Genomic DNA, 26,772 nt, shown 5'->3' with positions numbered 1-26,772 from the left:
CGTTGTGCAGGGCGGGCGCAGCCCGTCCCAGGAAACTGTGGATGATGCCCGGGGGCCACACCCCTCACGGACATCAGGTGGAGGAGGCGCTGTGAGCAGCGACCCGTGGGGCCGCGTCGATGAGACGGGCACCGTGTACGTGCGTACGGCCGAGGGCGAACAGGTCGTCGGATCGTGGCAGGCTGGCTCTCCGGAGGAGGCTCTGGCCTATTTCGAGCGCAAGTACGAGGGCCTGGTTGTCGAGATCGGCCTCCTCGAACGGCGGGTGAAGACCACCGATCTGTCCGCGAAGGATGCGACGACCGCCATCGAGCATCTGCGCGGACAGGTCGACGAGCACCACGCCGTGGGCGATCTCGAAGCGCTGCGCAAGCGGCTCGACGCGCTGGTGGCGACGGTCGACTCGCGCCGTGAGGAGCGCAAGGCGCAGCGGGCGAAGCAGACCGACGAGGCGCGCCACGCCAAGGAGGCGCTGGTCACCGAGGCGGAGGAGCTGGCGCAGAGCGATCAGTGGCGGTCGGCCGGTGAGCGGCTGCGGGCACTGGTGGACACCTGGAAGGGCCTGCCGAGGCTGGACCGGAAGTCCGACGACGAGCTGTGGCACCGCTTCTCGCACGCGCGCTCGGCGTTCTCCAAGCGCCGCAAGGCGCACTTCGCGGCGCTCGACGCGCAGCGCGAGGACGCCCGCAAGGCCAAGGAGAAGCTGGTCGCGGAGGCCGAATCGCTGTCCGGCTCCACCGACTGGGGCGGTACGGCAGCCCGCTACCGCGAGCTGATGACCGAGTGGAAGGCGGCGGGCCGCGCCCAGCGCGAGGCCGAGGACGATCTGTGGAACCGCTTCCGCGGCGCCCAGGACGTCTTCTTCGCCGCGCGTGGCGAGGTCTTCGCCGAGCGGGACGCCGAGCAGGGCGAGAACCTCAAGCTCAAGGAGGAACTCGCGGTCGAGGCCGAGCGGCTGGTGCCGGTCACGGACCTCAAGGCGGCCAGGGCGGCGTTCCGGGCGCTCAACGAGCGCTGGGAGGCCATCGGCCACGTACCGCGTGACGCCCGGCCCAAGGTCGAGGGCCGGATGCACGCGGTGGAGCGGGCTCTTCAGGAGTCCGAGGAGAACGAGTGGCGCCGGACGAACCCGGAGGCGCGTGCGCGCGCCGCGGGTCTGACGGGTCAGCTCCAGGGCGCGGTCGACAAGCTGCGTACGCAGATCGACGCGGCGCGCGCGGCGGGCAACAACGCCAAGGCGGACAAGCTCGCCAAGGAGCTGGAGGGCCGGCAGGCCCTGCTGGACCAGGCGCTGAAGGGTCTCCAGGAGTTCGGCGGCTGACGGACCGGGCCGGGCACCACCCGGCCCGGCGTCATCCGGAGACGACGAAGGGGCTCCCCGCATCCGCTGCGGGGAGCCCCTTTCGTCGTTGCCTTCGTCGTTGCCGTTCGTCGCCCCTCGTCCGTCGTCCTCTACGGCCTGCGCGCCGAGGTGACGCGGTAGACGTCGTAGACGCCCTCCACACCCCGTACGGCCTTCAGGACGTGTCCCAGGTGCTTCGGGTCGCCCATCTCGAAGGTGAACCGGGAGGTGGCGACCCGGTCGCGGGAGGTCTGGACGGCCGCGGACAGGATGTTCACATGCTGGTCGGACAGGACGCGGGTGACGTCCGACAGCAGCCGGGAGCGGTCCAGCGCCTCGACCTGGATGGCGACCAGGAAGACCGACGACTGGGTGGGGGCCCACTCGACCTCGAGGATCCGTTCGGGCTGCTGGGAGAGGGAGTCGACATTGACGCAGTCGGCGCGGTGCACCGAGACACCGCTGCCGCGCGTGACGAAGCCGATGATCGGGTCGCCCGGGACCGGCGTACAGCAGCGGGCGAGCTTGACCCAGACGTCCTCGACGCCCTTGACGACCACGCCGGGGTCGGCGTTGGCGCGGCGCTTGCCGCGGCCGTGCGAGGGCGGGGCGCTCTCGGCGATGTCCTCGTTGGCGGCCTCCTCACCGCCGAGGGCCTGCACCAGCTTCTGTACGACGCCCTGCGCGGCGACATGGCCCTCGCCGATCGCCGCGTACAGGGACGAGATGTCGGGATAGCGCATCTCGTGCGCGAGCGTGACCAGCGAGTCGCCTGTGAGGATGCGCTGGATCGGCAGGTTCTGCTTGCGCATGGCCCGCGCGATGGCGTCCTTGCCCTGCTCGATCGCCTCGTCGCGGCGCTCCTTGGAGAACCACGCGCGGATCTTGTTCCTGGCCCGCGGTGACTTGACGAAGCCCAGCCAGTCGCGCGAGGGGCCCGCACCGGACGCCTTGGAGGTGAAGACCTCCACCAGATCGCCGTTGTCCAGCGTCGATTCGAGCGGTACGAGCCGCCCGTTGACCCGGGCTCCTATGGTCCGGTGGCCGACCTCCGTGTGCACCGCGTACGCGAAGTCGACGGGGGTGGCACCGGCGGGCAGCGCTATCACGTCACCCTTGGGCGTGAAGACGAAGACCTCGTTGCGGGACAGGTCGAAGCGGAGCGACTCCAGGAACTCGCTGGGGTCCTCGGTCTCCTTCTGCCAGTCCAGCAGCTGCCGCAGCCACGCCATGTCGTTGACGGTGTCCTGGCCCGCGCCCTTGCCCGCGTTCCTGGGCACGTCCGTACGCACCTTGGAGGCGCCCGCGACGGCCTCCTGCTTGTACTTCCAGTGCGCGGCGATGCCGTACTCGGCGCGGCGGTGCATGTCGAACGTACGGATCTGGAGCTCGACGGGCTTGCCGTTGGGTCCGATGACCGTCGTGTGCAGCGACTGGTACATGTTGAACTTGGGCATCGCGATGTAGTCCTTGAACCGGCCGGGGACCGGATTCCATCGCGCGTGGACGGTGCCGAGCGCCGCGTAGCAGTCGCGGACGGTGTCGACGAGGACGCGGATCCCCACCAGGTCGTAGATCTCCGCGAAGTCCCGGCCGCGGACGATCATCTTCTGGTAGACGCTGTAGTAGTGCTTCGGGCGGCCGGTGACGGTGGCCTTGATCCGGGCGGCGCGCAGATCCGACTGGACCTCGTCGGTCACTATGGCCAGATACTCGTCCCGCTTGGGGGCGCGCTCCGCGACGAGCCGGACGATCTCGTCGTACATCTTCGGGTAGAGGATCGCGAAGGCGAGGTCCTCCAGCTCCCACTTGATGGTGTTCATGCCCAGCCGGTGGGCCAGGGGCGCGTAGATCTCCAGCGTCTCGCGGGCCTTCTTCTCCTGCTTCTCCCGCTTGAGATAGCGCATGGTGCGCATGTTGTGCAGCCGGTCGGCGAGCTTGATGACCAGGACCCGCGGGTCCTTGGCCATGGCGACGACCATCTTGCGTACGGTCTCGGCCTGCGCCGCCTCGCCGAACTTGACCTTGTCCAGCTTGGTGACCCCGTCGACGAGCAGCGCGACCTGGTCGCCGAAGTCGCGGCGCAGGGTGTCGAGGCCGTACTCGGTGTCCTCGACGGTGTCGTGCAGCAGACCCGCCATCAGAGTGGCAGGGTCCATGCCCAGCTCCGCGAGGATCGTCGTCACCGCGAGGGGATGCGTGATGTACGGGTCGCCGCTCTTGCGCTTCTGACCGCGGTGCCAGCGCTCGGCGACCTGGTAGGCGCGCTCGATCTGGCGGAGCGTGGCCGTCTCGATCTTCGGGTCGTTGCCCCGCACGGTCCGCAGGAGCGGTTCGAGCACCGGGTTGTACGGCGACGAGCGCTGTACCCCGAGACGGGCGAGCCGGGCCCGTACGCGGTTGGAGGACCCGCCGGAACGCGGCGTGGCCGCGGGGCCGGGCTTGGGGGCGCTGACGGGCGTGGAGGGGCGTTCCGGGGGCGCGGGGGGCACGGGCGCCGGGGGCGCCTCCACGGGGCGCCCGTCCGAGGTCTCCGCGGACGCGCGGGCGGCCTTCTCCTCCGCCGCGACCGCGGCCTGGTGCCGCGACACGGACGATGCCGCCGCGGCCTGCTCGGCAGAGTGATCGGGCGTTGCGGCGGCCAGTGGCTGGACCTCTTCTGGCAAGGGCGCTCCTCGTGCGGATCCAGGTCCCCCGGTCAGGCCCGGAGGTTCCATGGTATCGACCTCGGGCGTCCCTCTCGCCCCAGGACCTGAGAGCCCTGGAACGACGGACGGGCACCCGGTTGTTCCCGGGTGCCCGTCCGTATGCCTCGAAGGGCCGCTCAGAGCGTGATCAGAGCCTCCAGCGGGGCCCCGCCCAGGACGGGCTCAAGACGGGCCCTGCCGCCCAGGAAACCCAGCTCCATCAGGACCGCGACGCCCACCACCTCGGCGCCGGCCCGCCGGACCAGCTCCAGCGAGGCCTCGGCCGTGCCGCCGGTGGCCAGTACGTCGTCGATGACGAGGACCCGGTCGTCCTGGTCAAGGTCCTCCGCGTGGATCTCTATCTCCGCGGAGCCGTACTCCAGCTCGTACGTCTGCGACAGCGTCGCGCCGGGGAGCTTGCCCGCCTTGCGTACGGGGATGAAGCCCACGCCCGCCCGGACCGCCACGGGGGCCGCCAGGATGAAGCCGCGGGCCTCCAGGCCCACGATCTTCGTCGCGCCGTACCGCACGCACAGCTCCGCGAGCGCGTCGGTGAGCGCCGTGAAGGCCTTCGGGTCGGCCAGCAGCGGCGTGATGTCCTTGAAGACGACGCCCGGCTCGGGGTGGTCCGCGACATCACGGATACGGCTGAGCAGCAGCTCCCGCGTGCTGGTGTCCGTCACCGACGCCTCCCCGAGCCCGACGGGCGGCCACGCCCGCCCCTGGCGCGCTGGCCGGCCACGGCGGCCGCCGGCGCTCCGGGGACCAGGTCCTCGGGACCGTCGTCCTCGATGCCGTCGTCATCGTCCGAGGGGCCGTCGGGCCGCTCCCCCTTGGCGGCTGCGGCGGCCCGCTTGGCGAGCACCCGCTTCTTCAGCGCCTTGATCCGCGGGTCGCGTTCCTTCAGGTCGGCGACGAGCGGCGTGGCGATGAAGATCGAGGAGTACGCACCGGCGGCGAGGCCGACGAAGAGCGAGAGCGAGATGTCGTTCAGCATGCCGGCGCCGAGGAAACCGCCGCCGATGAAGAGCAGACCGGCGACCGGCAGCAGCGCGACCACGGTGGTGTTGATGGAACGCACCAGCGTGCTGTTGATCGAGCGGTTGGCGACCTCGCTGTAGGTCCAGCGGGTCTGTTTGGTGATGTCCTTCGACCCCTCCTTGAGACTGTCGAAGACGACGACGGTGTCGTAGAGGGAGTAACCGAGGATGGTGAGCAGACCGATCACCGTACCCGGGGTGACCTCGAAGCCGACCAGCGCGTACACACCGACGGTGATCGTGAGGTCATGGATCAGGGCGATCAGGGCCGCGACCGCCATTCTCCATTCGAAGGCGATCGCCAGATAGATCACCACCAGGACCATGAAGATCCCCAGGCCCATCCAGGCCTTGTTGGCGATCGTCGCGCCCCAGCTCGGACCGACGAGTTCGGCGTTGATCTTCGCCTCGTCGACCTTCAGGTCCTTGGCCAGCTCCGTGCGCACGCCGTCGGCCTGCTTGGTGTCCAGTTCGGTGACCTGGATCCGCATGCCGCCGTTGCCGAGCTGCTGGACGATCGCGTCGTGGCCCGAGGCCTCTTCGGTGATCGTCCGGGCCTGCGTCACGGAGACGCTCGTGCTCGGGATGGTGAAGACGGCACCGCCCTTGAACTCGATGCCCATGTTGAGACCGCGTACCGCCACGCCCGCGATGGCCGTGATGGTGATCAGGATCGAGAGCGCGTACCAGAACTTGCGCTTCCCGATGAAGTCGTAGCCGACTTCACCGCGGTAGAGCCGGGCGCCGAGTGCGCCGAGTCGCGACATCTCACGCCTCCTTCGGGTCGGTGGGAGCGCTGACACGGCGGGAGCGGCGCAGCGGGGGCTTGGCGCCGAGCCGCTTCGGGTCCAGTCCGGACCAGGGGTGACCGCTGGCGAAGAACGTGGTGCGGGCGAGGAGCGTCATCACCGGCTTGGTGAAGAAGAACACCACGACCACGTCGAGGAGAGTGGTCAGACCGAGGGTGAACGCGAAGCCCTGGACCTTGCCGACCGTGACGAGGAACAGCACGGCGGCGGCGAGGAACGACACGAAGTCGGAGACCAGGATCGTGCGCCGGGCGCGCGGCCAGGCGCGTTCGACGGCGGGCCTGAGCGTGCGGCCCTCGCGGATCTCGTCACGGATGCGCTCGAAGTAGACGATGAACGAGTCCGCGGTGATACCGATGGCGACGATCGCACCGCACACGGCGGGCAGGTTCAGCGCGAAGCCGATACCCGGGCCGAGCAGCGACATGATCGTGTACGTCATGACGCCCGACGCGCCGAGGCTGAGGATCGCGATGCCGGCGAGACCTCGGTAGTAGGCCACCAGGTAGATGACCACCAGGGCGAGGCCGATCGCACCGGCGATCAGGCCCGCCTCCAGCTGCTCACCGCCGAGCGCGGCGGTGACCGTCGTGACGCTCTGCTCCTGGAAGGAGAGCGGCAGCGCGCCGTACGACAGGATGTTGGCCAGGTCCTGGGCGGACTGCTGGGTGAAGCTGCCGGAGATCTCGGCGCTGCCGCCGAGCGTCTGGCTCACCGAGGGTGCCGAGACGACATTGCCGTCGAGCACGATGGCGAACTGGTTCATCGGCGGCTGCTGCTGGGAGAGCTTGCCGGTGATGGACTGGAACTTCTTCGTGCCACCGCTGCTGAAGTCCATCGTGACGATCCAGATGCCACGCTGCGGGTCGAGAACGCCCTTGGCGTCATCGACGTCCGTGCCCTCCAGCTCGGCGGGGCCGAGGATGTACTTCTCCCACTCGCCGCCGGAGTTCTTGCCACAGGCCACGATCGTGTCCTTGGGCGCGGCTCCCTGGTTGGCCTTGGTGCGCGCGGCCTGGTTGGTGCAGTCCAGGTCCGTGAACTTCTTCTCCAGCGCGGCCGTGGCCGGGTCGGTGGAGGGAGTGGTGGAGGGGGAGGGCTTGTCCGAGGCGCCGGGCTTGTCCTTGTCCGAGGACGCACCCGAGGAGGACGCGCCCGGGGAGGGCGTCACGTCCTTCTTCAGACCGTCCGTGACGGCACGGCCCTGAGCGGTGGAGCTCGACGAGGGCGACGGGTCCGAGTTGCCGGCGGACTCGTCGCTCGACGGGTTGCCCGCGGAGGAGGAGGGGGAGCCGCTCGGAGTACCGCCGGCCGAGGGCTGCGGAGCGGCCGGGCCGCCCGCGGCGACGGTCAGTACCGGCCGGAAGTACAGCTGGGCCGTAGTGCCGACCTGATCACGGGCCTGCTTCTCGTTCGTCCCCTTGGGGATGTTGACGATGATGTTGCTGCTGCCCTGCGTCTGGACCTCGGCCTCCGAGACACCAAGACCGTTGACACGCCGCTCGATGATGCTGACGGCGGTGTCCATGTTGGTCTTGTTGATCGCGTTCGGCTTGCCCGGCGTGTTCTTCGCCTGGAGCGTGATGCTCGTGCCGCCGGCGAGGTCGATTCCCAGGCGTGGCGTGACATGACCGGACCAGAACATCCCGCCCGTGAGGGCGACCATGGCAATCAGGAACAGTGCCAGGGTGCGCCCTGGCCTGCCTGGGGACCCCGCTTGCCTGCGGCCCTTATTAGGTGCTGCCACCTTCTCGTTTCTCCCTGTCCAACCGCCCCACGCCGGGTGTGCGCCGGAGCGGCCACGAAGTGTTGTGGGGACCTGCCCCCGCAGAATTCCAGCGCGACCGTACGCCGCGACGGGCCGCGGCGCGGCCCGTCGGCACGGTCGGGACTACTTCGCGCCGGCCTCGCCGTCGGCCTTGCCGTCCTTGGCCTCGGCGTCGTCGGCCTCGGGCTTCTTGCCCAGGTCGATCTTGGCGTCTTCCGGGGTGCTGTCCGTCCCGGTCAGCGAGGAGGCGTCGTCCGGGACGACCGGAGCGTCGAGGTCGCTCTTGAGGTCGTCCTCGCCGTGCACGATGCGGTTGTACTCGTCGTCGTCCAGGACGGCGCCGATGGCGTTCTTGGCGTAGACGGCGTGGACGCCGGGAGCGACCTCCAGAAGGACCATGTCGTCGTGCACCTCCTTGACGGTGGCGTACATGCCGCCGATGGTGCGGACGCCGGTGCCCGGCTGCATTTCGTCGCGCATCTGCGCGGCTGCCTGCTGCTTCTTCTTGGCGGACCGGGTCATCAGGAACATGGCCCCGATGAGCACGATGAAGGGGAGGAGGGTCACGATACTCACGGGAGGGAACTTCCTTCGCACGACCGCGCTGTCGAGCGGCCTGGTATACGGGGGTGGGCACGCCGACCCGGAAGGGCGGCATCGGCGGAGTCTAAGCGAGTCCGCTTCGTTGGAACAACGCCCAGCATCGCACCGGGGTTCCTGACCCGGCGAGTGCCATCGCCCTCACGCCCCGAACAAACCCGGCTGTCCACCCGCGCCGGGGGCCTGCTGAGGGGGTGCGAGCCCCAGGTGTGCCCAGGCGGCGGGGGTCGCGACCCGGCCGCGCGGAGTACGGGCGAGCAGTCCCTCCCGTACGAGAAAGGGCTCCGCGACCTCCTCCACCGTCTCACGCTCCTCCCCCACGGCCACCGCCAGGGTCGACAGGCCGACGGGGCCGCCGCCGAAGAGCTTGAGCAGGGCTGTCAGTACGGCGCGGTCGAGCCGGTCCAGGCCGCGGGCGTCGACCTCGTAGACCCCGAGGGCCACGGCGGCCACCTCGCGGTTGATGACGCCGTCCGCCTTGACCTGCGCGTAGTCGCGTACGCGCCGCAGCAGCCGGTTGGCGATACGGGGCGTGCCGCGGGAGCGTCCCGCGATCTCCGCCGCGCCCGCGGTGTCGATCTCCAGGTCGAGGAGGTGGGCGGAGCGGTGGATCACACGCTCCAGCTCGGCGCTCTCGTAGAACTCCATATGGCCCGTGAAACCGAAGCGGTCGCGCAGCGGGGGCGGCAGCAGACCGGCCCGGGTGGTGGCACCCACCAGAGTGAACGGGGGCAGCTCCAGCGGGATGGCGGTGGCGCCAGGACCCTTGCCGACGATCACGTCGACCCGGAAGTCCTCCATCGCCATGTAGAGCATCTCCTCGGCGGGCCGGGACATCCGGTGGATCTCGTCCAGGAAGAGAACCTCACCCTCCTGGAGGGAGGACAGGATCGCCGCGAGATCGCCGGCGTGCTGGATGGCGGGGCCCGAGGTGATCCGGATCGGGGCCTTCATCTCAGCCGCGATGATCATGGAGAGGGTTGTCTTGCCCAGCCCCGGAGCGCCCGAGAGCAGTACGTGGTCGGCGGTCGCGCCACGTGCCAGGGCCGCCTTCAGTACCAGGTCGAGCTGCTCGCGGACCCGCTCCTGCCCGACGAACTCACCCAGCGACTTGGGCCGCAGCGCCGCCTCGACGGCCTGGTCCTCGCCGTCGGCGGACGAGCCGACGAGCCGCTCGGCCGTGTCGTCCGGCGGCGTACCGCCGCTGGTGTCGTCCCAGTTCACTCTGTTTCACCTCGGGAAAGGGGCGCGTCGCTCGACGGCGCCTCGGAGTACGGCACGGAAGGGCGGCCGGCGCCGGCTCAGCGCGTTCTGTTCAGGCTCTGGAGCGCGGCCCGCAGCAGCCGCGGCACGGGGGGCTGTGTCCCCTCGGCGAGCGCCGCCTCGGCCTGCGGGGTGACCAGGGCCACCGCGTCATCCGCCTCGCGGGTGGCATAGCCGAGACCGATCAGCGCGGCGTGCAGCTGGTCGCTCCAGGAGGCGGAGACGGCGGAGCCGACGCCCTGCCGCCCGGCCACGCCGACCGGTTCACCGAGCCGGTCCTTCAGTTCGAGCAGCAGCTTCTGGGCGCCCTTCTTGCCGATGCCGGGGACCGCGGTCAGCGCCTTCTCGTCGCCCGTGGAGACGGCGAGACGCAGCGCGTCCGGGCTGTGCACGGCGAGCATGGCCTGCGCCAGCCTCGGGCCCACCCCGCTGGCGGTCTGCAACAGCTCGAAGACCTGGCGTTCGTCGTCGTCCGCGAAGCCGTACAGGGTCAGGGAGTCCTCCCGCACGACCAGGGAGGTGGCGAGCCTCGCCTCCTGGCCGACGCGCAGCCCGGCGAGCGTCCCGGGCGTGCACTGGACGGCCATGCCGACGCCGCCGACCTCGATCACCGCCGTGGTCGGGGCGAGGGCGGCGACCGGGCCGCTGACGAAGGCGATCATCGCGTGACCTTCCGTACGGATGCGGTGGTGGGGACACGGGAGGGACGGGCCGCGGCCTGCGCCCGCTGAAGCCGGTTCAGCACGGGGGCACGCCAGATATGGCAGATGGCGAGCGCGAGGGCGTCGGCGGCGTCGGCCGGCTTCGGCGGGGCGTCGAGCCGCAGCAGCCGGGTCACCATCGCGCCGACCTGGGCCTTGTCCGCCCGGCCGCTGCCGGTGATGGCCGCCTTGACCTCGCTGGGGGTGTGCAGGGCCACGGGGATGCCGCGGCGCGCGGCGCAGAGCATGGCGACCGCGCTGGCCTGCGCGGTGCCCATGACCGTACGCACATTGTGCTGGGCGAACACCCGCTCCACCGCGACGAGTTCGGGCCGGTGCTCGTCCAGCCAGCCGTCGATGCCCCGCTCGATGGCGACCAGCCGCAGGCTGGTCTCGGCGTCCGCGGGCGTACGGACCACGCCGACGCCGAGCATGGTCAGCGGACGGCCCGCGACGCCCTCGACGACGCCCACACCGCACCGGGTCAGCCCGGGATCAACTCCCAGCACCCGCATGGCGCCCCCTCCTTCGGTCAAATGTTCCCGCTGATCAGCACAGTATCGGTCGCCACCGACAACGCGACGGGCCGACGGGAGGGCGTGTCCCGTCGGCCCGTCAGATGAAGCCGTGTCAGCCGTGACCGTCAGGCGTCGACCTTCTCCATCACATCGTCCGAGACGTCGAAGTTGGCGAAGACGTTCTGCACGTCGTCGCTGTCCTCAAGGGCGTCGATCAGCTTGAAGATCTTGCGCGCGCCCTCCTCGTCCAGCTCGACCTGCATGGTCGGGACGAAGTTGGCGTCGGCGGAGTCGTAGTCGATACCCGCCTCCTGGAGCGCGGTGCGGACCGCGACCAGGTCGGTCGCCTCGCTGAGCACCTCGAAGGACTCACCGAGGTCGTTGACCTCCTCGGCGCCCGCGTCGAGGACCGCGCCCAGGACGTCGTCCTCGCCCAGCTCGCCCTTGGGGACGATCACGACGCCCTTGCGGTTGAAGAGGTACGAGACGGAGCCCGGGTCGGCCATCGAGCCACCGTTACGGGTCATGGCGACGCGGACGTCGGAGGCGGCGCGGTTGCGGTTGTCGGTCAGGCACTCGATGAGCACCGCGACACCGTTCGGGCCGTACCCCTCGTACATGATCGTCTCGTAGTCGGCGCCACCGGCCTCCAGGCCGGCACCACGCTTGACGGCCGAGTCGATGTTCTTGTTCGGCACCGAGCTCTTCTTCGCCTTCTGAATGGCGTCGAAGAGAGTCGGGTTGCCGTCGACATCGGCACCGCCGGTCCGGGCCGCGACCTCGATGTTCTTGATCAGCTTCGCGAAGAGCTTGCCGCGCTTGGCGTCGATCACGGCCTTCTTGTGCTTCGTCGTAGCCCATTTAGAGTGGCCGGACATCTGCCTGTCTCCTTCGCGTAACCAATCCTGCTCCGTTCGGCAGCGATCCTACCGGGATACGGTCACCGTGCGGAGCGCACCATGTCGGTGAAGAACCGGTGCAGCCTGTGGTCGCCCGTCAGCTCCGGATGGAACGAGGTCGCGAGGGCGTTGCCCTGCCGTACGGCGACCACATGGCCCCCGTACTCCGCGAGCACCCGCACCTCGGCGCCGACCGACTCGACCCAGGGGGCCCGGATGAAGACGCCCTCCACGGGGCCGCCGTCGACACCGCTGACCTCGACCGCCGCCTCGAAGGACTCGTTCTGCCTGCCGAAGGCGTTCCGGCGGACGATCATGTCGATCCCGCCGACCGTCTCCTGGCCGGAGCGCGGATCGAGGATCTTCTCGGCGAGCATGATCATCCCGGCACAGGTGCCGTAGACCGGCATCCCGGCCCCCACCCGCTCGCGCAGCGGCTCCAGCATGCCGAAGAGCGCCGCCAGCTTGGACATCGTGGTGGACTCGCCGCCGGGGATCACCAGCCCCTCGACCTCGTCGAGCTCCGCCGGGCGCCGGACGGTCCTGGCCTCGGCTCCCGCCGTCGCCAGGGCCGCCAGATGCTCCCGGACGTCGCCCTGGAGCGCCAGGACGCCGATCACAGGGGTGCTCATCGCCGGTTACCAGCCACGGTTCGCGTAGCGCTCGGCCTCGGGCAGGGTGTCGCAGTTGATGCCGACCATGGCCTCGCCCAGATCGCGGGACGCCTCCGCGATGACCTTCGGGTCGTCGTAGAAGGTGGTGGCCTTCACGATCGCCGCGGCGCGCTTGGCCGGGTCACCGGACTTGAAGATGCCGGACCCGACGAAGACGCCCTCGGCACCGAGCTGCCGCATCAGCGCCGCGTCGGCGGGGGTGGCGACACCGCCCGCGGAGAACAGCACCACCGGCAGCTTGCCGAGCGCCGCGACCTCCTTGACGATCTCGTACGGCGCGCGCAGCTCCTTGGCGGCGGCGTACAGCTCGTTGCCGTCGAAGCCGCGGAGCCTGGCGATCTCGTTCTTGATCTGCCGCAGATGCCTGACGGCCTCCACGACATTGCCCGTGCCCGCCTCGCCCTTGGAACGGATCATCGCCGCGCCCTCGCCGATCCGGCGCAGCGCCTCCCCCAGGTTGGTGGCACCACAGACGAAGGGCGTGGTGAACGCCCACTTGTCGGAGTGGTTGACCTCGTCGGCCGGGGTCAGCACCTCGGACTCGTCGATGTAGTCCACGCCCAGCGACTGAAGGACCTGGGCCTCCACGAAGTGACCGATCCGCGACTTCGCCATCACCGGGATCGAGACCGCGTCGATGATCCCCTCGATCATGTCCGGGTCGGACATCCGGGCGACGCCGCCGTCCTTGCGGATATCGGCGGGCACCCGCTCCAGCGCCATCACGGCGACCGCGCCGGCGTCCTCGGCGATCTTCGCCTGCTCCGGCGTGACGACGTCCATGATCACACCCCCCTTGAGCTGCTCGGCCATACCGCGCTTCACGCGCGCGGTGCCGGTCTCGGGGGACTGGGGAACGGTGGGAAGCGTGGTGGACACGGAGCGACCTCACTGGCTGAAAACGATGGGGAACTGCACCCCAAGAAAACGCCCCGGAACCAGTCCACAGCAAGAGCCAATGAGGAGGCGGTGGCTCGTTTCGCGTGCTCAGGTACCCGGCCGGTCGGCCAGCGCGACCGGCGGCTCGTCGTCCATCTCGAACGCGAGCGGGAACGGCGCGTGGCCGGCGAGCCGGAACCAGCGGACCTTGCGGTGCCGGCGCAGCGCGCGGGCCGCGCGTACGGAGTCGTTGTGGAACCGGCGCGCCATGGGTACGCGCCGCACCGCGGCGGCGAGCTCCCCGGCGGCCTCCTCGCCCCCGGGCGCGGCCTGCACCGCCTCCACCTGAGCGGTCTCCCCGAAGACGGCCCGCAGCGCCTGGCTCAACTCGCTCTCGGCGACCTCCCGCTGCTCCTCCTCGGCCTGCCGGGCGGCGTGCGCGGCCTGATACAGGACGATCGACGCGGCGGGATCGAGCACGCCGGAGGAGGCCAGCTCCTGAGTGACCGAGGCGCGCCGCAGCAACTGGGCGTCGAGGGCGGCGCGGGCGGCGTCGATACGGGCGTGCAGCCGGTCGAGGCGGCCGGCGGTCCAGCTGAGGTAGAGGCCGATCGCGACGACGGCGACGACGATCCAGATAAGGGTCTCGATCACAACGGGCAACGGTATCGCCTCCCGGCGAGGGGTCGTGGCGCGGTCGCGTTGTCGTGGGCCGGGAGCGGGGGCTCCGGAGGTACCTGTCCGGAGGGCATGCAGTGTTATCCCGGGGGACGCCCCCGGAGCGCACCCCGGCGACGACCCGCACCGCACCACCGGCCCCAGCCGAAACGCACCCGGAAACCGGCCCCCGCCGAAGACGACCGCCCCCGGACGGCGCACCGGCCCCGCCGAAACGAACGGCTACCCGCCCGAGAAGAGCGCCTCGCCGTCGCCCTCTCCCCGCCGCCACAGCCGGCCCCGCAGTCCCGTCCGTTCGTCCGTCGCCACCGACGCCGCCCCGTCCGTCACCGTCTCGTACACCGCCAGAATGTCCGCCCCCACCGTCGACCAGTCGAAGCGCCGCACATGCGCGCTCCCCCGCTCCCGCAGCTCCGCGCGCCTCTCCGCGTCGCCCAGCAGCCGTACGGCCGCCCCCGCCAGCGCGTCCGCGTCCTCGTTCGTGAACAGTTCGCCCGCCGCCCCCTGGTCCAGGACCTGCGCGAACGCGTCCAGATCGCTCGCCAGTACCGCCGCGCCCGCCGACAGCGCCTCGACGAGGATGATGCCGAAGCTCTCGCCGCCCGTGTTGGGCGCGACGTACAGGTCGACGCTGCGCAGCAGCCGCGCCTTGTCCTCGTCGCTGACCATGCCGAGGAACTCGACGCGCTCCCGCATCTCCTTGGGGAGCGACTCCACCGCTTCCTTCTCGTCCCCGCGCCCCGCCACCAGCAGCCGTGTCTCCGGGTAGACGGCGAGGATCTTCGGGAGGGCGTTCATCAGCACCGGCAGGCCCTTGCGCGGCTCGTCGATCCGGCCGATGAAGCCGATGGTGCGCCCCTGCCAGTCGGGGTTGACGTCGGCCTTGGCGAAGAAGTCGACGTCGACGCCGTTCGGGATGACCACGGCGTCGCCGCCCAGGTGCTCCACCAGCGTCCGTCGCGCGTACTCGCTCACCGCGATCCGCGCGCTGATCTTCTCCAGCGCGGGCTGGAGGATCGGGTACGCGGCGATCATGGCCCGCGACCGCGGGTTCGAGGTGTGGAACGTGGCGACGATGGGGCCCTGCGCGGCCCAGCAGGTGAGCAGACCCAGCGACGGCGCGGTCGGTTCGTGGATGTGGATCACGTCGAAAGCGCCGTCGTGCAGCCAGCGCCGTACCCGCGCGGCCGACAGGAAGCCGAAGTTCAGCCGGGCGACCGAGCCGTTGTACGGGACGGGCACGGCGCGGCCGGCCGAGACGACGTACGGCGGGAGCGGGGTCTCGTCGTCCGCGGGGGCCAGTACGGACACCTCGTGTCCGAGCCGGATCAGATGGTCCGCCAGATCCCTGATGTGGAACTGGACTCCGCCCGGTACGTCCCAGGAGTACGGGCAGACGATGCCGATCCTCACTCGGGCCCCCGCTCCAGGTCCTTGAGCCACAGCCGTTGCAGCATGTGCCAGTCCTCCGGGTGCTCGGCGATTCCGTCGGCGAAGGCATCGGCCATCGCCTGTGTCATCACAGACGTCTTCTCGGCGCGGGTACCTGTCCCGGGTACCTCGATCGCCGGGTACACGCGTCCCCGCATGACCGTCGAATCGTCGAACCAGAGCGCCGCCGGCATGAGAAGCGCCCCGGTCTGCTGGGCGAGCAGCGCGGGCCCCGCCGGCATCCGGGCGGCGTCCCCGAAGAAGTCGACCTCGACGCCGGACGACGACAGATCGCGGTCGGCGACCAGGCAGACCAGTCCGCCGCCGCGCAGCCGCCGCGCGAGCCGGCCGAAGGCGGAGCCGCCGGTGTGCGGCAGGACCTCCATGCCCAGGCTCTCGCGGTAGGCGACGAACCGGTCGTACAGCGTCTCGGGCTTGAGCCGCTCGGCGACCGTCGTGAACGGCACCCCCTGTCCCCGGGTGAGCCACGCGCCCGCGAGGTCCCAGTTGGCCATGTGCGGGAGGGCCAGTACGACGCCGCGTCCGGAGGCGAGTCCGTCCATCAGCAGGTCGATGTCCTTGATCTCGGCGCCCGCGCGCACGCGCTCCGTGCTCCAGGCGGGCAGCCGGAAGGACTCCATCCAGTAGCGCATGTACGAGCGCATCCCGGCCTTGGAGAGTGCGGCGAGCCGCTCGGGCCCGGCGTCGGGCACCACACGCGCGAGATTGGATTCGAGGCGCAGGACGCTCGGCCCGCGCCGCTTCCACACGGTGTCCGCGATGGTCCGGCCGAGGGCCGTGGCCACGGGCTCCGGCAGCTTCTTGACCGCGCCCCAGCCGAGCCCGTACAGCGCGTCGGTCACGCGGTCGCGCGCCCCGCTCATGAGGTGGCCCCGCTGCCCCGGGAGCCGGCCGCGGCGGCGTCGGCCTCGGCGGATTCGCGGCGTACCGTGACGACGCGCTGGCCGAGTGTGACCACGCTGCCCACGGCGACGATCCACAGGGCGATCGGCAGCAGGATGTCGATGCCCGGGACTCCGAAGCCGTGCAGCCCGGCGAGACCGGCCGCGACCAGCGAGATGACCAGCCGCTCGGCGCGCTCGACCAGTCCGTTGACGGCCACGGGCAGCCCGATGGACTCCCCCCGGGCCTTGGTGTACGAGACGACCTGGCCGCTGGCCAGGCAGAAGATCGCGACGGCGCAGAGCGCGTTGCTGTCGCCGGTGCCCGCGTACCAGAGCGCGAATCCGGCGAAGATCGCGCCGTCCGCGACCCGGTCGAGGGTCGAGTCCAGGAAGGCGCCCCAGCGGCTGGAGATCCCTGCCTGCCTGGCCATATTGCCGTCGATGAGATCGGAGAAGACGAAGACGGTGATGACGATGGTGCCCCAGAAGAACTCCCCGCGAGGGAAGAAGACCAGCGCACCCGCCACCACTCCGGCCGTACCGATGAGCGTGACCGCATCCGGGCTGACTCCGCGGCGGAGCAGAAATGCGGCGAACGGTGTGAGGACACGCGTGAAGAATGCACGCGCGTACTTGTTCAGCATGGCCTTCCCGAGGTTCGGTGGGCCGCGTGGCCCCGACGGCCACCGGCTGGGCCCTGTCCGGTGGGTCTCCGTGGGCCTTCGGACAGGACCTGGCCCATCGTAGCCAGGACCCCGGCGCCGTACTCCGGGGCACCCGCACCATGCGCCCGCGTACGACGTATGGACGCACCGTGGCCGGGGTGCGAAGCTCGAAGGACCACCGCGGGCCTCGCCGGAGCTGCCGCGCGGCTCACCCGGCCCGCTCCTCTCTCCATCCCCTCACGTGGACGATCGGGAGGCAGGGATCATGGGCGACAAGGCGCGTATACACCCCGGGGCCGCCGGAAGGGCGCCGACGGCCGACCGGCCCGCGTCCGTACGGAACGTGGTGCTGGTGGGCCACAGCGGTTCGGGAAAGACCACGCTGGTCGAGGCTCTGGCGCTCACCGCCGGAGCGGTGAACCGGGCGGGACGGGTCGAGGACGGCGCGACGGTCTCGGACTACGACGAGATCGAGCACCGCCAGCAGCGTTCCGTACAGCTTTCTCTCGTGCCCCTGGAATGGGGCGGGTGCAAGATCAATCTGCTGGACACCCCCGGCTACGCGGATTTCGTCGGAGAGCTGAGGGCCGGTCTGCGAGCAGCGGACGCGGCCCTCTTCGTTGTGTCGGCCGCCCAGGAGGCGGAGGCCGTGGCGGGTGCGACCCGTACGGTCTGGGACGAGTGCGCGGCGGTCGGGATGCCGCGCGCGATCGTCGTCACGCATCTGGACACGGCGCGCACCGGCTTCGACGAGATGACCCGGATCTGCGCGCGGATCTTCGGCGGGGACGATCCGGACGCCGTACTGCCGCTCTGTCTCCCGGTGCGGGGAGCGGAGGGCCCCGACGGACACGCCCCGGCCACCGGGCTCGTGGGGCTGCTGACGCGGAAGATCTCCGACTACGCCTCCGGGGAGCGCCGGGAGAATCCGCCGGGTCCCGACGAGCTGCCGCGGATCGAGGAGGCGCGCGACCGGCTGATCGAGGGGATCATCGCGGAGAGCGAGGACGAGACCCTCATGGACCGCTACCTCGGCGGCGAGGAGATCGATGTCGGGACGCTGACCGAGGATCTGGAGAAGGCCGTGGCGCGTGGCGTCTTCCATCCGGTGCTCGCGGCGGCTCCCGCGCCGCCCGGCGCCCGGCAGGGCCTGGGCACGGTCGAGATGCTGGACCTGATCGTCGGCGGCTTCCCGACCCCGCTGGAGCGGCCGGCCCCCGTCGTGACGACCCCGCAGGGCGACCCGCGCCCGGACATCCACTGCGACCCGCGGGGTCCGCTGGTGGCGGAGGTGGTCAAGACCGCCTCGGATCCGTACGTCGGCAGGGTCTCTCTCGTACGGGTCTTCTCCGGCACCCTGCGGCCGGACGAGACGGTCCATGTCTCGGGCCACGGGCTGACCGACCGGGGGCACGAGGATCACGACGTCGACGAGCGGATCGGCGCCCTGTCCTCCCCCTTCGGCAAGCAGCAGCGCGTGCTGGCCCACTGTGTCGCCGGTGATCTGGCCTGTGTCGGGAAGCTGTCCAGTGCCGAGACGGGCGACACGCTGTCCGCCAAGGACGATCCGCTTCTGGTGGAGCCCTGGGTCATGCCCGATCCGCTGCTGCCGCTGGCCGTCGAGGCGCACAGCAAGGCCGATGAGGACAAGCTGTCCCAGGGGCTCGCGCGGCTGGTCGCGGAGGACCCGACGATGCGGCTCGAACAGAACCAGGACACCCATCAGGTGGTCCTCTGGTGCCTGGGCGAGGCCCATCGGGAGGTCGCGCTGGACCGGCTGCGCAGCAGGTACGGGGTGCAGGTGGACGCCGTACCGTACCGGGTCGCGCTGCGGGAGACCTTCGGCGAGAGTTCGGCGGGGCGCGGCCGGCATGTGAAGCAGTCCGGCGGCCACGGCCAGTTCGCGATCTGTGAGATCGAGGTGGATCCGCTGCCTCCCGGCTCCGGGATCGAGTTCGTCGACAAGGTCGTGGGCGGCGCGGTGCCGCGGCAGTTCATCCCCTCCGTCGAGAAGGGCATACGGCTCCAGGCGGCGCGGGGTGTCGCGGCGGGTCATCCGCTCGTCGACATCCGGATCACGCTGCTGGACGGCAAGGCCCACTCGGTGGACTCCTCCGACGCCGCGTTCCAGACGGCGGGCGCCCTGGCGCTGCGCGAGGCCGCGGGCGACGCGTCCATCCATCTGCTGGAGCCGGTCGCGGAGTTGGCGGTCCTGGTGCCCGACGAGTACGTGGGGCAGGTGATGAGCGATCTGTCCGGCCGGCGCGGCCGGGTGGTCGGCACCGAACAGGCCGGGCGGGGAAGGACGTTGGTGAAGGCCGAGGTCCCGGAGCTGGAGATCGGGCGGTACGCGGTGGACCTGCGGTCGGTCTCGCACGGCACCGGCCGCTTCAGCCGGTCGTACGCGCGCCACGAGCCCATGCCGCCCGCGGTCGCGGACCGGCTGCGCGAGCGGGAGGGGGCCGGGGTCTGACATCCGTTCCGGCCGGGGGTCCGAGCCCTGTCCGGTACATCCGTTCCGGGGCAGGAGAGTTGTCCCGTTCCAGGCTTTCGGGTGCCGCGTGTGGCGAAAGAGCGCCAGGTCTCCTGACGCGGAGGGCACGGCCCGGTTACGCTGTGGTGCCCAGCTCCAGCAGGTGTGCGGGGCACGCGCGCCGGGTGGCCGGCCGCGGCAGCGGAACCTTGTGGCGAAGGGGCGTCAGTGGCGGACGACGTATTCGACTTCGGCCCGGGGGCACAGGTCCCGATCATGGGTTCGGACGGACAGACCGCGGCGACGCATGCCCTCGCCTCGGCCGCGTACCGGGACAGTCCGGTCGAGGAGATCCTCAAGGCCGACAACGAGTGGCACAAGTCCTCTGTCTCGAAGGGCAAGTTCTCGCTCTTCGAGCCGAATCTGGGCGAGGCGTTCTCCCGTGCCGTACAGCTCCGGATGCTCGGCGGCGGCCGTGGCGCGCTGATCCAGTCCTTCGGCATGGAGCCGCAGACCGTGGTGGAGCACGCCCTGGCGGCGTCGCGTATCCGCAAGGAGCGTGACTCCAAACTCACCGCCGTGACGGTGGTGTTCGGGGTGCTGTTCCTGCCCGGACTGCTGCTCTGGCTGGGCGTGTTCCAGCTGCGCCGCACGCTGGCGGGGGCCAAGGACAAGCGTGCCGGCATGGTGGGCGGCGCCCTGCTGTTCGCGGTGGCGGCGCTGGCGGTGATCGTGCTGGTCGCGCTGCCGTTCAACGGCGTGCTGGGCTGGTATCTGCGCGGCATGATCGTCGCGCCCGTCATCGGCTGGCTGGTCGCCAGGCGGATCTGTGAGATGACCGCGAAGGATCTGCGCACCCGCTGGGACAATCTCCTCTCGGGCGGCGGTGTGGGAGCCAAGATCCCCGAAGCCGTGCCGGGGAACCCGGGCGACGCCACCCGCGAGGCGCTCCGCCAGGGCCTGGAGAAGCTCACCGCCGAGCAGCGGTCCAACATGGTCTTCTACGCGGGCCCCAAGGGCATATTGGGCATGGGCACCCGCTGGGGCAGCTGGCAGCTGGCCGAGGAGCTCGTCCCCAAGGACGCGGGCAAGGAGATCCACCAGTTCCGCGCCTATGACGTGATACGGGCGATCCACGACCAGATGAAGCTGCTGGAGCGCGGGCCGCTCAACTCCGGTGGTTTTCCGACGCCTTCCGTGAAGCACTGGATCGTGTCGCCGGTCGGCGAGGGCGCGGGCTCGGTGTCCCGGCGTGAGGGCCAGGACGTGGAGGCGTTCCAGGTCAAGCCCCACGAGATACAGCGGATCTGCAACCACCAGCAGTTCGGCAGCGGCGACCGGCACTATCTGGGCGTGCAGTTCGTCCTCTGGGACGGCCAGCTGGTGATCACCATGATGATCACGGTCACGGTGCTCCACGAGACCCTGCGCATCGAGGTCACCGGCCATGCCCTGGGCCCGGTGCATGGCCTGTTCACCACGAAGTCCTCGCCCAAGACGGTCACGGTCGCCAAGACGGTCCGGTTCTGGGAGACCACCTCACGGACGCTGCCCCTGATCGATCCGCCCGAGGTGGTGCGGCTCGCGGTCCGTGCGCCGTTCACCTGGTATCCGCCGATCCTGGACTTCCTCGGCGGCAAGCTGTCGCTGCCCGAGCCCTTCGGTCTGCGGCACGCCTGGGCCGATCAGCCCTGGCGCCACCGCTTCATGGCCGACGACGCGATGCGCGCCGCCACCCCCGTACTGCGCGTGGCGCACAACGCCGCGCTGCGGGTGCTGGAGGAGCACGGCGTGGACACCGAGCGCTTCAAGGGCCGCGCGTCCTCGCTGAGCGGCGCGGTGCAGGACCTGTCGCCGAAGAAGGCCGACGCCTACGACGCGTAACGGCGGCGCCTACGAGCGCGCCTGCGTGCGCGTGCTCACCGCGCCTACGGGCGCGGCCAGGCGTCGGCCAGCATCGCCCGGGTGTCGGCGAGCAGCTGCGGAAGCACCTTCGTATGTCCGACGACAGGCATGAAGTTGGTGTCGCCGCCCCAGCGGGGCACCACATGCTGATGCAGATGGGCGGCGATGCCGGCCCCTGCCACCGTGCCCTGGTTCATCCCGATGTTGAAGCCGTGCGCGCCGGACGCCGTACGGAGCGCGGTCATCGCCCGCTTGGTGAACAGGCCCAGCTCGGCGGTCTCCGCCTCGTCCAGCTCCGTGTAGTCGGCGACATGACGGAACGGCACCACCATCAGGTGCCCGCCGTTGTACGGGTAGAGGTTCAGCACCGCGTACACGCGCTCGCCGCGCGCGATGACCAGTCCGTCCTCGTCGGACTTGGACGGGATGGAGCAGAAGGGACAGCCGTCCTCGGCGCCCGGTCCGGTGGGCTTGTTCTCGCCCTGGATGTAGGCCATCCGATGGGGCGTCCACAGGCGCTGGAACGCGTCCTGGGTCCCCACTCCGATCTGCTGCTCCGGCTCACTCGTCATGCTGTGCAGCATATGACTTCGGCCCCGTGGAGCGTGTCGCCGGGCCCGCGCCCGACGGGCCCCGGCGATGCTGGGGCGATGCATGTCCGAAATGGGCCCGACCGGCAGCTCGGCTGGGAGCGGCGTACGGAGCTGCCGCTGCTCGTGGCCTCGGTGCTGTTCCTCGCCTGCTACGCGGTACGGGTCCTGAACCACAGCCCCGACCCGTTCTGGCGCGACCTCGCGATGGGCCTGGCCCTGCTGATCTGGCTGCTCTTCGCGGTGGACTACGGGGTGCGGCTGGTGCTCAGCGGCCAGGGCCTCCGGTTCGTCCGTACGCACTGGCTGGACACCGTCGTACTGGTACTGCCGCTGCTGCGTCCGCTGCGGATCGTGAACACCTATGTGACGGTCCAGCGGCGCCGGGACCGTCCCCGGCTCAGTCTGTACGGGCGGGTGATGGCGTACGCCGGGATCACGTCCGTCCTGCTGAGCCTCGCCGCCGCCCTCGCCGTCTACCAGCAGGAGCACGACGCGCCGGGGGCCACGATCACCACGTTCGGCGACGCGGTCTGGTGGGCCTGCTCGGCGATCACCACCGTCGGCTACGGCGATGTGACGCCCGTGACGCCGCTCGGCCGGGTGTTCGCCGTGTTCCTGATGGGGTGCGGGCTGGCGCTCCTCGGCGCGGTGACCGGTTCGTTCTCGTCCTGGCTGATCCAGGTCTTCGACAGGGAGGGCGAGGAGGAGCCCCCGGGGGGCGACGGCTCCCCGGGGGCTTCGTCCTGACCGGCCGGGACTGGGACCGACCGCGGTCAGGGACCGACGACGGTCTCGGACCGACTGCGATCACGGACCGACGACGGTCTCGGACCGGCCGCGATCCCGGACCGACCGCGATCGCGGATCCGACCTCGTCCTCAGATCTGGGCGCGCTCGTCGACGACCTTGGCGATCTTCGCGATGGCCTCGTCGACGGGGATCCCGTTCTCCTGCGAACCGTCGCGGTACCGGAAGGAGACGGCCCCGTTGGCCATGTCCTCGTCGCCCGCGATGATCATGAACGGAACCTTCTGCTTCTGCGCGTTCCTGATCTTCTTCTGCATACGGTCCGACGACGAGTCCACCTCGACCCGCAGCCCCCTGGCCCGCGCGGCCTTGGCGAACTCCTGGAGGTACGGGATATGCGCGTCGCCGATCGGGATGCCCGTCGCCTGCACCGGCGCCAGCCACGCCGGGAACGCGCCCGCGTAGTGCTCCAGGAGCACCGCGAAGAAGCGCTCGATGGACCCGAACAGCGCGCGATGGATCATGACGGGACGCTGCTTGGACCCGTCCGGCGAGGTGTACTCCAGGTTGAAGCGCTCCGGCAGATTGAAGTCCAGCTGCACGGTCGACATCTGCCACGTACGGCCGATGGCGTCCCGCGCCTGCACCGAGATCTTCGGACCGTAGAACGCGGCGCCGCCCGGGTCGGGGGTCAGCGGCAGCCCCTGCTTCTCGGCCACCGCGCGCAGGACCTCGGTGGCCTCTTCCCACGCCTCGTCCGTGCCGACGAACTTCTCCGGGTCCTTGGTGGACAGCTCCAGATAGAAGTCGGTCAGTCCGTAGTCGCGCAGCAGGTTCAGCACGAAGGTGAGCGTCGAGTCCAGCTCGTCCGCCATCTGCTCCTTGGTGCAGTAGATGTGCGCGTCGTCCTGCGTGAAGCCGCGGGCCCTGGTCAGCCCGTGCACGACGCCCGACTTCTCGTACCGGTAGACCGTCCCGAACTCGAACAGCCGCAGAGGCAGCTCACGGTAGGAGCGGCCCCGCGCGTCGAAGACCAGGTTGTGCATCGGGCAGTTCATGGGCTTGAGGTAGTAGTCCACGCCCTCGTCGAGCTGCATGGGCGGGTACATGCCGTCGGCGTACCAGTCCAGGTGCCCGGACTTCTCGAAGAGCTTCCCCTTCGTGGCGTGCGGCGTGTAGACGAACTCGTACCCCTCCTCCTCGTGCCGGCGGCGCGAGTAGTCCTCCATCGCCCGGCGGATGACGCCGCCCTTGGGGTGGAAGACCGCGAGACCGGAACCGACCTCGTCGGGGAAGGAGAACAGGTCAAGCTCGCTGCCGAGCTTGCGGTGATCGCGCTTCTCGGCCTCGGCGAGGAACTCCAGATGCGCCTTCAGCTCTTCCTTCGACGGCCACGCGGTGCCGTAGATGCGCTGGAGCATCGGGTTCTTCTCGCTGCCCCGCCAGTACGCGGCGGCGTTCCGCATCAGCTTGAACGCCGGGATGTTGCGGGTGGTGGGCAGGTGGGGGCCGCGGCAGAGGTCCTTCCAGCACAGCTCGCCGGTCTTGGCGTCCAAGTTGTCGTAGATGGTCAGCTCGCCGCCGCCCACCTCGACATCCGCGCCGTCGTCGGTGGACGCGGCGCCCTTGATGCCGATGAGCTCCAGCTTGTACGGCTCGGCCGCCAGCTCCTCGCGGGCCGCCTCGTCGGTGACGACGCGGCGCGAGAAGCGCTGACCGCGCTTCTGGATCTCCTGCATCTTCTTCTCGATGGCCTTGAGGTCATCGGGGGTGAAGGGGGTCGCCACGTCGAAGTCGTAGTAGAAGCCGTCCTTGACCGGCGGGCCGATGCCCAGCTTGGCCTCGGGGTGCAGCTCCTGTACGGCCTGTGCCATGACATGCGCGGTGGAGTGGCGCAGGATGGCGAGGCCGTCCTCGGAGGAGATCTCGACGGGCTCGACGACCTCGCCCTCGCCGATCTCGTACGCCAGGTCCTTCAGCTCGCCGCCCACGCGCGCGGCGATCACGGTGCGCTCACCGGGGAAGAGCTCGGCCGCCGTAGTGCCCGTCGTCACCACGCGCTCTTCCCGCTCGGAATCGCGTTGGATGATCACACGGACGTCTGACACCGGTCTCTCCTGCTGTACTCGCGAGGCGCGACAGCGGTCGCTGCGCGTTCTGAATCGTACCGAGCCCGGAGGGCCGCGCGCGAAACGGTTGACCGGGACACAGACGGAACGGCGCGGTACCGGCCGCTCTCGTCCCGCCCCGTATCCCGTCCGGTCACCGTAAGGCGCCCACCGGACACGGCGCGTACCGAACGACCTGTCCGGGTATCCCCTTTTCGGGCAGAGCTGGAACATCTGCCGCTCATGCGCGAGGAGTTCGGGAATGACGTGTTGGTACGAAGGGCCGCTGGCCGCATTCGACACCGAGACGACGGGGGTGGACGCCGAGGAGGACCGGATCGTTTCGGCCGCGCTGGTCGTCCAGGACATGGCGGGCACCCGGCCGCGGGTGACGCGCTGGCTGATCGATCCCGGTGTGCCGGTGCCCGCGGCCGCCACCGAGGTGCACGGGCTCACGGACGACTTCCTGCACCGCAACGGCCGCTGGCCGGCGCCGGCGATGGAGGAGATGGCGCGGGCGCTGGCCGGGCAGTGCGCGGCGGGCCGCCCGCTCGTGGTGATGGACGCGCCGTTCGATCTGACGGTCCTCGACCGTGAGCTGCGCCGCCACCGCGCCTCGTCGCTCGCCGAGTGTCTCCAGAACGTGCCGCTGTGCGTGCTGGACCCCCTGGTCCTGGACAACCATCTGGACCGGTACCGCAAGGGCGGCCGTACGCTCGCCGATCTCTGCGCCCATTACGAGATCGAGCTGGACGGGGTGCGGGACGCGACCGGTGGCGAACTGGCCGCGCAGGCGGCGCTCGACGTCGTGCGCGCGGTCGGACGGCGTTTCTCCGCGCGGATGGAGCGGCTGAGCGCCACCGAATTGCACACGCTCCAGGCCGTCTGGCACGCGGCGCAGATCCGGGGCCAGCAGACGTGGTTCTCGCGCGGCGGCGAGGATACGGCGGATCCGGCCTGGCCCCTGCGGCCCGAACTGCCCGCGGAGGCAGCCTGATCCGGAGGGCCGTGACTCCGGAGGGCCGTGACCCAAGGGGGCGGAACGCGCGAAGGCCGGTCCGTCAGCGACGGACCGGCCTTTCCCGGTGGGCGATACTGGGTTCGAACCAGTGACCTCTTCGGTGTGAACGAAGCGCTCTCCCACTGAGCTAATCGCCCGGGAACGGACTGAACCATACAGGTCCTCGCGGGCTTCCTTCAAACCGAATGCGGCGCACCCACCCGCGTATTCGAGTGCGCGTGCGCGGTGATGGCGAACTCGCCGACGGACACCGACGGACGCCGACGGAACGACCGAGGCTCCGAAGACCTTGTCGGTCTTCGGAGCCTCGGTTCCGGGTGGGCGATACTGGGTTCGAACCAGTGACCTCTTCGGTGTGAACGAAGCGCTCTCCCACTGAGCTAATCGCCCGGACGCACCGCAAACATTACCCCATGTCAGCGGCGTCCCCGGACGCGTTCCGGATCACTGGTCGATCTTCCAGGGCATGACGATCCCGAACTTCCAGAGATAGATCCCGAGCAGTACGGCGATGATCACCAGGCCGATGGTGGTGAGGATGATGTTGCGCCGCCTCACCTTCGGGTCCAGGGCCTTCTGGGCCGCCTCGGTGACCTTGCGCCGGGTCCAGCGCAGCACCAGCTGCGCCCAGACGAACTCGGTCGCCCAGATCGCCATACCGCCGAAGATCACCAGCCAGCCGGGCCCCGGCAGCACGAGCATGAAGACGCCCGCGATCACCACCGCGAGGCCGACGACGAAGACACCGACCTGCCAGCTCAGATGCAGCGTCCGCGACGCCTTGATGAATCGGGGCGCACGGGACCCGAGCTCACGCTCCGGGTTCGCCGTCACACCCTCCGCCACGTCCCCCGGGACAGGCCGCTCGGCCGTCGGCACCACGACCCGCCCTCGCTCGTCACTCTCCGCACGCATGGGTCCCAACGTACCGGAACCGTCCGCGTCACCGGAATGGCCGTATAACCCGAAGTCACACACCGCCGTACGAGCTACCCGAAGAATCACAAAACAGACAGAGGGGTTTACAACGGCACCGTAGGTGGCATGTCGACTTCGCCGACGTGCG

The 26,772-nt window shown here is 70.3% G+C and carries 23 protein-coding genes and 2 tRNA genes; 5 read left to right on the top strand and 20 right to left on the bottom strand.

Features of this window, described 5'->3' with window-relative positions; all coding sequences use genetic code 11:
- Positions 1-91 precede the first annotated feature (91 nt).
- Positions 92-1,321: a DUF349 domain-containing protein gene (locus ACIOGX_RS32555; RefSeq protein WP_129772727.1), complete on the top strand. Its 1,230-nt coding sequence runs from the start codon at positions 92-94 to the stop codon at positions 1,319-1,321.
- 131 nt (positions 1,322-1,452) lie between these two features.
- On the opposite strand, the gene ACIOGX_RS32550 is transcribed toward ACIOGX_RS32555, so the two are convergent.
- The 15 genes from ACIOGX_RS32550 to pgsA all read right to left on the bottom strand — a co-directional run bounded on the left by ACIOGX_RS32550 (position 1,453) and on the right by pgsA (position 16,838).
- Positions 1,453-4,008: a bifunctional (p)ppGpp synthetase/guanosine-3',5'-bis(diphosphate) 3'-pyrophosphohydrolase gene (locus ACIOGX_RS32550; RefSeq protein WP_356513909.1), complete on the bottom strand. Its 2,556-nt coding sequence runs from the start codon at positions 4,006-4,008 to the stop codon at positions 1,453-1,455.
- Between the two features lie 158 nt (positions 4,009-4,166).
- Positions 4,167-4,712: an adenine phosphoribosyltransferase gene (locus ACIOGX_RS32545; protein WP_356513911.1), complete on the bottom strand. Its 546-nt coding sequence runs from the start codon at positions 4,710-4,712 to the stop codon at positions 4,167-4,169.
- Positions 4,709-5,836 (bottom strand): protein translocase subunit SecF, encoded by a 1,128-nt coding sequence (gene secF / locus ACIOGX_RS32540; protein WP_356513913.1) that lies wholly within the window; start codon positions 5,834-5,836, stop codon positions 4,709-4,711. Before secF ends, ACIOGX_RS32545 begins: the two co-directional genes overlap by 4 nt.
- Position 5,837: 1 nt before the next feature.
- Positions 5,838-7,625, bottom strand: coding sequence for a protein translocase subunit SecD (gene secD, locus ACIOGX_RS32535; protein WP_401918207.1), 1,788 nt, complete (start codon positions 7,623-7,625; stop codon positions 5,838-5,840).
- Between the two features lie 144 nt (positions 7,626-7,769).
- A complete protein-coding gene (gene yajC / locus ACIOGX_RS32530) occupies positions 7,770-8,222 on the bottom strand; it encodes a preprotein translocase subunit YajC (protein ID WP_356513917.1) in 453 nt (150 codons plus the stop codon).
- A gap of 165 nt (positions 8,223-8,387) precedes the next feature.
- On the bottom strand, positions 8,388-9,470 hold the full coding sequence (gene ruvB, locus ACIOGX_RS32525) for a Holliday junction branch migration DNA helicase RuvB (protein WP_356513919.1): 1,083 nt from the start codon (positions 9,468-9,470) through the stop codon (positions 8,388-8,390).
- A 77-nt stretch (positions 9,471-9,547) separates the two neighbouring features.
- On the bottom strand, positions 9,548-10,171 hold the full coding sequence (gene ruvA / locus ACIOGX_RS32520) for a Holliday junction branch migration protein RuvA (RefSeq protein WP_356513921.1): 624 nt from the start codon (positions 10,169-10,171) through the stop codon (positions 9,548-9,550).
- Positions 10,168-10,725 (bottom strand): crossover junction endodeoxyribonuclease RuvC, encoded by a 558-nt coding sequence (gene ruvC / locus ACIOGX_RS32515; RefSeq protein ID WP_401764611.1) that lies wholly within the window; start codon positions 10,723-10,725, stop codon positions 10,168-10,170. Before ruvC ends, ruvA begins: the two co-directional genes overlap by 4 nt.
- A gap of 128 nt (positions 10,726-10,853) precedes the next feature.
- Positions 10,854-11,606, bottom strand: coding sequence for a YebC/PmpR family DNA-binding transcriptional regulator (locus tag ACIOGX_RS32510; RefSeq protein WP_249951051.1), 753 nt, complete (start codon positions 11,604-11,606; stop codon positions 10,854-10,856).
- A 62-nt stretch (positions 11,607-11,668) separates the two neighbouring features.
- Entirely contained in the window at positions 11,669-12,259 is a 591-nt protein-coding gene (gene pdxT, locus ACIOGX_RS32505) for a pyridoxal 5'-phosphate synthase glutaminase subunit PdxT (protein WP_356513926.1), read from the bottom strand.
- Positions 12,260-12,265: 6 nt separating this feature from the next.
- Positions 12,266-13,180 (bottom strand): pyridoxal 5'-phosphate synthase lyase subunit PdxS, encoded by a 915-nt coding sequence (pdxS, locus tag ACIOGX_RS32500; protein WP_356513928.1) that lies wholly within the window; start codon positions 13,178-13,180, stop codon positions 12,266-12,268.
- A gap of 108 nt (positions 13,181-13,288) precedes the next feature.
- Positions 13,289-13,834 (bottom strand): hypothetical protein, encoded by a 546-nt coding sequence (locus tag ACIOGX_RS32495; protein WP_129772717.1) that lies wholly within the window; start codon positions 13,832-13,834, stop codon positions 13,289-13,291.
- 246 nt (positions 13,835-14,080) lie between these two features.
- Positions 14,081-15,271 (bottom strand): glycosyltransferase family 4 protein, encoded by a 1,191-nt coding sequence (locus ACIOGX_RS32490; protein ID WP_129772716.1) that lies wholly within the window; start codon positions 15,269-15,271, stop codon positions 14,081-14,083.
- Positions 15,268-16,173, bottom strand: a complete 906-nt coding sequence (locus ACIOGX_RS32485; RefSeq protein ID WP_129772715.1) for a phosphatidylinositol mannoside acyltransferase — start codon at positions 16,171-16,173, stop codon at positions 15,268-15,270. Before ACIOGX_RS32485 ends, ACIOGX_RS32490 begins: the two co-directional genes overlap by 4 nt.
- Complete coding sequence (pgsA, locus tag ACIOGX_RS32480; RefSeq protein ID WP_401918202.1) at positions 16,170-16,838, bottom strand: phosphatidylinositol phosphate synthase; 669 nt, start codon at positions 16,836-16,838, stop codon at positions 16,170-16,172. The genes ACIOGX_RS32485 and pgsA overlap by 4 nt, the downstream gene beginning before the upstream one ends.
- 286 nt (positions 16,839-17,124) lie before the next feature.
- Here pgsA and ACIOGX_RS32475 point away from each other — a divergent pair, with 286 nt between their 5' ends.
- Both ACIOGX_RS32475 and ACIOGX_RS32470 read left to right on the top strand, forming a co-directional pair.
- On the top strand, positions 17,125-19,332 hold the full coding sequence (locus ACIOGX_RS32475; RefSeq protein ID WP_401918200.1) for an elongation factor G-like protein EF-G2: 2,208 nt from the start codon (positions 17,125-17,127) through the stop codon (positions 19,330-19,332).
- Between the two features lie 228 nt (positions 19,333-19,560).
- Positions 19,561-21,216 (top strand): hypothetical protein, encoded by a 1,656-nt coding sequence (locus ACIOGX_RS32470; protein WP_356513937.1) that lies wholly within the window; start codon positions 19,561-19,563, stop codon positions 21,214-21,216.
- Positions 21,217-21,260: 44 nt separating this feature from the next.
- Here the strand turns inward: ACIOGX_RS32470 and ACIOGX_RS32465 are convergent, their stop codons facing one another.
- A complete protein-coding gene (locus tag ACIOGX_RS32465) occupies positions 21,261-21,821 on the bottom strand; it encodes an HIT domain-containing protein (protein ID WP_356513939.1) in 561 nt (186 codons plus the stop codon).
- Between the two features lie 66 nt (positions 21,822-21,887).
- On the opposite strand from ACIOGX_RS32465, the gene ACIOGX_RS32460 reads away from it, so the two are divergent.
- Positions 21,888-22,577: a potassium channel family protein gene (locus ACIOGX_RS32460; RefSeq protein ID WP_356513941.1), complete on the top strand. Its 690-nt coding sequence runs from the start codon at positions 21,888-21,890 to the stop codon at positions 22,575-22,577.
- A 131-nt stretch (positions 22,578-22,708) separates the two neighbouring features.
- On the opposite strand, the gene thrS is transcribed toward ACIOGX_RS32460, so the two are convergent.
- Positions 22,709-24,685 (bottom strand): threonine--tRNA ligase, encoded by a 1,977-nt coding sequence (thrS, locus tag ACIOGX_RS32455; protein WP_129772709.1) that lies wholly within the window; start codon positions 24,683-24,685, stop codon positions 22,709-22,711.
- Positions 24,686-24,947: 262 nt separating this feature from the next.
- Between thrS and ACIOGX_RS32450 the strand changes: the two genes are divergently transcribed.
- Positions 24,948-25,682 carry a 3'-5' exonuclease gene (locus ACIOGX_RS32450; RefSeq protein WP_356513945.1) on the top strand — a complete coding sequence of 245 codons (735 nt, stop codon included), beginning with the start codon at positions 24,948-24,950 and terminating at the stop codon, positions 25,680-25,682.
- Between the two features lie 89 nt (positions 25,683-25,771).
- Here ACIOGX_RS32450 and ACIOGX_RS32445 read toward each other — a convergent pair.
- The 3 genes from ACIOGX_RS32445 to ACIOGX_RS32435 all read right to left on the bottom strand — a co-directional run bounded on the left by ACIOGX_RS32445 (position 25,772) and on the right by ACIOGX_RS32435 (position 26,621).
- A tRNA-Val gene (locus ACIOGX_RS32445) sits at positions 25,772-25,843 on the bottom strand.
- Positions 25,844-26,024: 181 nt separating this feature from the next.
- A tRNA-Val gene (locus tag ACIOGX_RS32440) sits at positions 26,025-26,096 on the bottom strand.
- A gap of 54 nt (positions 26,097-26,150) precedes the next feature.
- Entirely contained in the window at positions 26,151-26,621 is a 471-nt protein-coding gene (locus ACIOGX_RS32435; RefSeq protein WP_383961031.1) for a TIGR02611 family protein, read from the bottom strand.
- Positions 26,622-26,772: the final 151 nt, after the last annotated feature.

Source organism: Streptomyces sp. NPDC088147 (assembly GCF_044741565.1).
Classification (GTDB): Bacteria; Actinomycetota; Actinomycetes; order Streptomycetales; family Streptomycetaceae; genus Streptomyces.
The sequence above is the reverse complement of the archived record's forward strand: the minus strand, read 5'-3'. Positions and strand labels throughout refer to the sequence as shown.

Bases quoted from the DNA above. Each gene is read 5' to 3' on its own strand.
- secF (WP_356513913.1), bottom strand. From the start codon at position 5,836: ATGTCGCGACTCGGCGCACTCGGCGCCCGGCTCTACCGCGGTGAAGTC.
- ruvA (WP_356513921.1), bottom strand. From the start codon at position 10,171: ATGATCGCCTTCGTCAGCGGCCCGGTCGCCGCCCTCGCCCCGACCACG.
- ruvC (WP_401764611.1), bottom strand. From the start codon at position 10,725: ATGCGGGTGCTGGGAGTTGATCCCGGGCTGACCCGGTGCGGTGTGGGC.
- ACIOGX_RS32510 (WP_249951051.1), bottom strand. From the start codon at position 11,606: ATGTCCGGCCACTCTAAATGGGCTACGACGAAGCACAAGAAGGCCGTG.
- pdxT (WP_356513926.1), bottom strand. From the start codon at position 12,259: ATGAGCACCCCTGTGATCGGCGTCCTGGCGCTCCAGGGCGACGTCCGG.
- ACIOGX_RS32485 (WP_129772715.1), bottom strand. From the start codon at position 16,173: ATGAGCGGGGCGCGCGACCGCGTGACCGACGCGCTGTACGGGCTCGGC.
- pgsA (WP_401918202.1), bottom strand. From the start codon at position 16,838: ATGCTGAACAAGTACGCGCGTGCATTCTTCACGCGTGTCCTCACACCG.
- ACIOGX_RS32475 (WP_401918200.1), top strand. From the start codon at position 17,125: ATGGGCGACAAGGCGCGTATACACCCCGGGGCCGCCGGAAGGGCGCCG.
- ACIOGX_RS32465 (WP_356513939.1), bottom strand. From the start codon at position 21,821: ATGCTGCACAGCATGACGAGTGAGCCGGAGCAGCAGATCGGAGTGGGG.
- ACIOGX_RS32460 (WP_356513941.1), top strand. From the start codon at position 21,888: ATGCATGTCCGAAATGGGCCCGACCGGCAGCTCGGCTGGGAGCGGCGT.
- ACIOGX_RS32450 (WP_356513945.1), top strand. From the start codon at position 24,948: ATGACGTGTTGGTACGAAGGGCCGCTGGCCGCATTCGACACCGAGACG.
- ACIOGX_RS32435 (WP_383961031.1), bottom strand. From the start codon at position 26,621: ATGCGTGCGGAGAGTGACGAGCGAGGGCGGGTCGTGGTGCCGACGGCC.